The organism is Inquilinus sp. (assembly GCF_057815775.1).
This window is the reverse complement of sequence record NZ_JBYRFX010000982.1, coordinates 1-6,485: the sequence shown is the minus strand read 5'-3', so window position 1 is coordinate 6,485 and position 6,485 is coordinate 1. Positions and strand designations below refer to the sequence as shown.

Below are 6,485 nucleotides of genomic sequence, written 5' to 3'. Positions count from 1 at the left end.
GTAATAGGCCCAGTCCGTCCCGGCGCCGCCATTGAGCACGTCGGCGCCATTGCCGCCGACCAGCCGGTCGTTGCCGTCGCCGCCATTCAGCGTGTCGGCGCCTTCGTTGCCGTAGAGCCCGTCGGCCCCGGCCCCGCCGTTCAGCGCGTCGTTGCCGTTGCCGCCCTGCAGCAGGTCGTCGCCATCGCCGCCGTTGAGGGTGTCGTTGCCGTCATTGCCGAACAGGTTGTTGGCACCGGCGTCGCCGGTCAGCGTGTCGTTGAAGGCCGTGCCCCACAGGTTCTCGATGCTGACATAGGTGTCGCCCGCAGCCTCGCCGGTGTTCTGCGAGGAATCCGCCAGGTTCGCCACCACGCCGGCCGTCGCCTCGTGGTAATAGGCCCAGTCCGACCCGGCGCCGCCGTTGAGCACATCGCTGCCCAGGCCGCCGACCAGCTTGTCGTCGCCCGCGCCGCCGAGCAGTGTGTCGTTGCCGTCCTTGCCGTACAGCACGTCTGCGCCGGCGCCGGCATCGAACGTGTTCGCGCCAGCCGACCCGGTGAACCGGTCGTCGAAGGCCGAGCCGGTCACATTCTCGATGTTCGACAGCAGATCGCCCTGGGCATCGCCGCCGATGCCGGTGCCGAGCACCAGGTCGATCGTCACGCCCGCTGCCGAGCCCTGATAATCCGCCGTGTCGATGCCGTTGCCGCCGTCGAGATTGTCGGCGCCGGCGCCACCGTGCAGGACGTCATTGCCGTCGAAGCCTTTCAACGTGTCGGCCACCGTCGACCCGCCGATGGTGTCGTTGCCCGAGAACATCGTGGCCAGCACCGTCAACTCCGAGCCGCCACCGAGCAGGATGCCGGCAACATCGGCCAGCGGCACGCTGAGCCCGGTGGCGGTGAAGACCGGCAGGAGCTTGGTATAGGTCAGGTCGGTCAGGGTACCGCTGAAGGTGGACGGGAAGGTGAAGCCCATGCCGGTGCCGCTGAAGGTGAGGTTGCCGGCGTCGAGGAAGAAGACGGTGCCGTTCGTCGGGGTGATGATCGGGAAGCCGAGGAGGCCTGCGGCCGCGACGGTGGAGAAGATCGAGCCGAACTGGATGCCGTCACCGATCCCGTCGTTGTTGGTGTCCAGGCCGGTGCTGTTGAGGACGGAGAATGTCGCCACTGAAATGCTCCCTGTTGATCCCGATCCCGGTGCGGCATGGACAGCCGTCTTTCGATCGGGTGAAGAGCCGGCGCCATGCGGTAGGAAACGCCGGCTGGATGCACGAATGGGCTTCGGCGCGAGAAAGTGATTCGCCGAATACGTATAAATTTCTATGGAATAGAATAGTATGTATCCGCGGCGAAGGCGAGCGGAATGAATTCCCGCTCGCCGGTGCCGGGCGGGGCTACCGTCCGGCGACCGTCAGGCCGTCGATCCGCACCGTCGGCGCATCCATGCCGTGGCGGTGGACCAGGTCGTTGGCCGGCACCAGCGCCCGGTACATGTCCTTCAGGTTGCCGGCGATGGTGACCTCGTTGACCGGATAGGTGATCCGGCCGTGCTCGATCCAGAAGCCGCTGGCGCCGCGGCTGTAATCGCCGGTGACGCCGTTGACCGAGGATCCCATCAGCCCGGTGACGTAGAATCCGTCGGCGATGTCGGACATCAGCTCGTCCGGCGTGACGTGGCCGGCCGCCAAGTACAGGTTGGTCGGGGCAGCGCCCGGCGGGCCGCTGGTGCCGCGCACCGCATGGCCGGTCGGGTCCAGGCCCAGCTGCCGGGCCGACCGCAAATCGAGCAGCCAGGTGGTCAGCCGGCCGTCGTCGATCAGGGCGCGGCGGCGATTGGCGACGCCTTCGCTATCGCAGGGGCGGGACCGCAGGCCGCGGCGGATATGCGGGTCGTCGATCACCTCGATGCCGGGGGCGAAAATCGCCTCGCCCATCTTTTCCTTCAGGAAGCTGGTGCCGCGGGCGATGGCGCCACCGTTGATGGCGCCGACCAGATGGCCCAGCAGGCTGCGCGAAACCCGCGGATCGTAGATCACCGGCACACGGGCAGTGGCCGCCTTCTGGGCGCCGAGACGGGCGACGGTGCGCTCGCCGGCGCTGCGGCCGACCGCATCGGGCGCATCCATGTCCTCGGCGTGCACGGCGCTGGTGTGGTCGTAATCGGTCTCCATCGCCGCGCCGATGCCGGCGATGGCGGAGACGGAGATGCCGCTGCCGGTGGAGCCGGTGACACGGGAGAAGCCGTTGCTGGCGACCATCGCCGCCATGCTGCGGCCGAAACTGGCGCTGGCCCCTTCGGAATTGGTCACGCCCTTGACCGCCAGCGCCGCCTCCTCGGCCGCGCGGGCGCGGTCGGACAGGGTCTCGGTCGACGGCTCGACCGCGTCGATCAGGTCGAGCTCCGGCAGGCTGGTCGCCAGCTGCGACGGGTCGGCGAGGCCGCAGAACGGGTCTTCCGGCACCACCCTGGCCATGGCCACGGCGCGCTCGACGATCTCGTCCAGCGCCGCCGTCTTGCGGTCGGAGGACGAGACGATCGCCATGCGCTTGCCGACGAAGACCCGCAGGCCAAGGTCGCCGCCTTCGGAGCGCTCGACATGCTCGAGCTTGCCGAGGCGGTAGCTGATCGAGATCGAGGTGCTGTCGTACAGCACGGCATCGGCGGCATCGGCACCGGCCCGCCGGGCCTTGTCGATCAGGCCGGACAGCAGGTCGAGGGTATCGTCGCGCGGCTCGGGCATCGGGCGGTCCGTCGGTTCCAGGGACATCCCTGTCATGTAGCGATGCCGCCCCCGCCGCGGCAAGGCCCCCCACGGCCAAGGCCGGCGGCATTCCGCTTCGTCTCCACGATCAGGACGCGCATCCTGAAGCGGCGAATCGTCGGATCGGAGGGACGCGTGATCGGGAAACGGATCGGGGGCGCGCTGGTGCTGGCCGCAGCCTGGCTGCTGGCCGCGGGGCCGGCCGGGGCCGCGGGCGAGGACCCCGCCTGGAGCCAGGTGCGCGAGGGGTCGCAGGGCGCGCCGCAGCCGATCGGCGGCTATTCCAACGGCTGCATCGCCGGCGCGGTGCAACTGGCGCCGGAAGGGCCCGGCTACCAGATCATCCGGCTTAGCCGCAACCGCAACTGGGGCCATCCCGACCTGATCGCCACGCTGCAGGACCTCGCCCGCCGGGCCGCCGCGGCCGGGCTGCCGCCGCTGCTGATCGCCGATATGGGCCAGCCGCGCGGCGGGCCGATCACCGACCATGCGGCGCATGAGATCGGGCTGGATGCCGACATCTGGCTGCGCCTCGACCTGCCGGCGCTGTCGCGGGAGCAGCGCGAGACGCTGAAGCCGGAATACATCACCGGCCCCTGGACCGACCACATCCCGCCCGGCGCCCTGTCGGCGCAGCAGGCCGAGCTGATCCGGCTGGCGGCGACCGAGCCGCGGACGGAGCGGATCTTCATCCATCCGGCGATCAAGCGCGAACTCTGCGCCATGTCCTGGGACGACCGGTCCTGGCTCAGCAAGGTGCGGCCCTGGACCGGCCACAACGAACACCTGCACATCCGCATCGGCTGCCCGTCCGGCAGCCCGCTGTGCAAAGAACAGGCGCCGACGGCGGCCGGCGATGGCTGCGGCGCCGATTTGATGTCCTGGTTCCCGATGCGCCCGCCGGTGCCGAAGAAGGGGGGCAAGCCCTATGTGCCGCCGCCGATGCCTGCCGCGTGCCGGGCGGTGCTGACGGCACCCTAGGTCTGCGGCGCCAAAGCCCAGGGCGGGTTCCCGCCGAAGCGCTCGGCGAAGAAATCGACGAAGGCCCGGACTGCGGCGGACAGGTGGTGCCCGGGCGGGAACACCACATGGACCCACCGGTCCTCCGGGCGATGCCGGCCGAGAACCTCTACCAGCCGGCCGGCGGCGATGTCCTGGGCCACCATGAAGTCCGGCAGCTGGGCCAGCCCGTGCCCGGCGAGCGCGAATTGGCGCAGAACCTCGCCGTTGTTGGACCGGTAGGGGCTGTCGCCGAGGCGGACCGCCGTCGACGACGCCCCGTCGTCGAGCCGGAGGGCCCAGCCCCGGCCGGCCCATTGGTAGTCGTATTGCAGGCAGGCGTGGTGCAGCAGCGCCTCGGGGGAGGCGGGGACGCCGTGGTCGGCCAGATAGGCGGGCGCGGCGCAGACCAGGACCGAGATCGGCGCCAGCTTGCGCGCCACCAGGCTGGAATCCGGCAGCTTGCCGATGCGCAGGGCGGCATCGAACCGGCCCTCGACCAGGTCGATCACCTTGTCGTCGCAGGAGATCTCCAGCCTGATCCGGGGATGGCGCGCCGCGAAATCGGGCAGGGCGCTGGCGAAGTGGAGTTCGCCGAAATGGGCCGGCGCCGCGACGCGCAACAGCCCGGCCGGCTCGTCCTGGCTGGTCGACGCCATCCGTTCGGCCGCCGCCAGGTCGGCCAGGACACGGCACGAGTGCTCGTAGAAGGCCGCGCCGATGTCGGTCAGTGCCATGCGTCGCGTCGTGCGCTGCAGCAGCCGGACGCCGAGCCGCGCCTCCAGGTCCTGGATGTGCTTCGACACCATCGCCGGCGACAGGCGCAGCGACCGCGCGGCGGCGGCGAAGCCGCCTTCGTCGACGACGCGGTGAAAGGCCTGGAGACTCGCGAACCTGTCCATGCCGCGATCTTCGATTATTCAATCCTGGTGTTCAATCCATACAGGAGACAGCCCATTCCCCGGCCGTCCGCGACGCGGCAGGTTCAGCCTGAAAGCCGCCTTCGTCGGGCACATCCGGACGAAATGGCTGCCTTGTGGGAGGAACCGGAATGCGCAGGATTTTCGCAGCGGCGATCGCGATCGGCCTCGGCGCGTCGGCGGCGGCCATCGCCGGCCCGGCGCCTGTCTATCCGCAGATCGTGCAGACCGACCACGCCACGCCGGCCACGGCCCGGCTGCTGGAGGCGTTCTTCACCGCCAAGAGCCGGCACGACGTGGCGAAAACCATGAGCTTCTTCTCGCCCGACCTTGCCACCTACACCGACGCCACCCTGGGCTGGCCGCTGGACTATGCGGCGGTCAAGGGCCTGTTCGAGACCTACATGCCGAAATGGCCGGCCACCGGCCTGTCCTACCCGGTGCGCATCCTCGGCGGCCCGAACAGTGTGCTGGTCGAATTCATCGACACCAAGGAGCTGTTCGGCGGTGAGCTGCGTCTGTTCGGCGCGATCGACATCAAGGACGGCAAGGTCATCCGCTGGGTCGATTACTGGGATGCCAGTGCGTTCGACCCCGCCGGCTACCAGCAGATGCGCACGGCGGATGACAAATTCCCGACCGACTTCAAGGAACAGGCGGTGGGCGAAAACGCATCGCCGGCGATCCGGACGGTCTCGACGGCGCTGCAGGACGCGTTTTCCAAGGGCGATGCGAAGGCCGCTGCCGCCCTGTTCAGCTTTGAGGCCGTATTCGAGGATCGGGCGCTGCACAGCCAGATCGTCGGCCAGGCGGCGATCGAACGCTACCTCGCCCGCGCCCTGCCGACGGCACCGTTCGGTAGCGCCTCCCGGCTTCGCCATGTCGTTGGCGGCGACCGGGGCGGCGGTTTCGAATGGGTCGCAGGGCCGGCATCGAACCGGATCGCCGGTGCCGCTGCCATCGAACTCGACGGCGCCGGCCGGATTACCCGCTTCAGCACCGTCTATGACGGCCGGTTGCTGCCGATTGCCGCACGCAAGGACCTCGCGGTGCTGTCGATCGAACCATAGGCGTGGCAATCACCATCGTTGCCGGCAGGAGATGGGCCGGCAGGAGATGGGCCGGCAGGAGGACAAATGAGCGAACCCGTCGTCACCGCGGCCGAACTGGTCGACATCAGCAAGTCCCGCGGCTTTCTCGCCAAGCAGCTCTACGTGATCTTCACCACCCCGGTGGACGGGATCGGCCCGGTCATGGCCAACCTGCAGACCCATCTCGACTACCAGGAAGCGCTGGAGCAGCGTGGCATCATGTTCGCCGCCGGGCCGCTTTGGACGGATGACGAACAGCGCTGGGACGGCGAGGGCATGGTGGTGGTGCGCGCGGACTCGCTCGCGGCGGCGCAGGAGATTGCGGCCATGGACCCGATGCACGTCGCCGGCGCGCGGCGTTATCGGGTCCGGCCATGGCTGGTGAATGAAGGCACCATCACCGTCCGGCTCGACTTCGCGACCGGCCGATTCCAACTGACCTGAGGCAGCAATGCTGTACATCCGCCTGTGCTACGACAAACCCGGCCAGTCCGAACTGCGCGAGGAGAAGCGCGCCGAGCACCGGGCCTATCTCAAGTCGCAGCCGCTCCGGCTGCTGGTGGCCGGCCCGCTCTGCGTCGACGACACCCATGACACCAACATCGCCAGCTTCATGATCGTGGAAGCGGACAGCCGCGAGGCCGTGGTGGAGATGCATGACGGCGACCCGTTCACCAAGGCCGGCGTCTTCGGCGAGGTGCACATCCATCGCTGGGACAAGCATATCGG

General features: G+C 69.1%; 7 protein-coding genes. 4 read left to right on the top strand and 3 right to left on the bottom strand.

All coding sequences use genetic code 11. The annotated features are described in order from the left end of the window. Both AC3XYG_RS35140 and AC3XYG_RS35135 read right to left on the bottom strand, forming a co-directional pair. On the bottom strand, window positions 1–1,152 hold a 1,152-nt coding region (locus AC3XYG_RS35140), incomplete at its 3' end, for a calcium-binding protein (RefSeq protein ID WP_489144539.1). 226 nt (window positions 1,153–1,378) lie between these two features. Further along, window positions 1,379–2,725 carry a TldD/PmbA family protein gene (locus tag AC3XYG_RS35135; RefSeq protein WP_489144538.1) on the bottom strand — a complete coding sequence of 449 codons (1,347 nt, stop codon included), beginning with the start codon at window positions 2,723–2,725 and terminating at the stop codon, window positions 1,379–1,381. Window positions 2,726–2,881: 156 nt separating this feature from the next. Between AC3XYG_RS35135 and mepA the strand changes: the two genes are divergently transcribed. Continuing rightward, window positions 2,882–3,727, top strand: coding sequence for a penicillin-insensitive murein endopeptidase (gene mepA / locus AC3XYG_RS35130; protein WP_489144537.1), 846 nt, complete (start codon window positions 2,882–2,884; stop codon window positions 3,725–3,727). Here mepA and AC3XYG_RS35125 read toward each other — a convergent pair. After that, on the bottom strand, window positions 3,724–4,647 hold the full coding sequence (locus AC3XYG_RS35125) for a LysR family transcriptional regulator (RefSeq protein WP_489144536.1): 924 nt from the start codon (window positions 4,645–4,647) through the stop codon (window positions 3,724–3,726). The two genes, mepA and AC3XYG_RS35125, sit on opposite strands and share 4 nt — an antisense overlap. A 149-nt stretch (window positions 4,648–4,796) precedes the next feature. Between AC3XYG_RS35125 and AC3XYG_RS35120 the strand changes: the two genes are divergently transcribed. From AC3XYG_RS35120 to AC3XYG_RS35110, 3 genes are all read left to right on the top strand, one after another. Continuing rightward, the gene (locus AC3XYG_RS35120; protein WP_489144535.1) at window positions 4,797–5,735 is read left to right on the top strand and encodes a nuclear transport factor 2 family protein; all 939 of its coding nucleotides are present in this window, start codon (window positions 4,797–4,799) and stop codon (window positions 5,733–5,735) included. A gap of 66 nt (window positions 5,736–5,801) precedes the next feature. Then, window positions 5,802–6,200, top strand: coding sequence for a YciI family protein (locus tag AC3XYG_RS35115; protein ID WP_489144534.1), 399 nt, complete (start codon window positions 5,802–5,804; stop codon window positions 6,198–6,200). A 7-nt stretch (window positions 6,201–6,207) separates the two neighbouring features. After that, window positions 6,208–6,485, top strand: a 278-nt coding sequence (locus tag AC3XYG_RS35110; protein ID WP_489144533.1) for a YciI family protein, incomplete at its 3' end; no start/stop codon positions are given.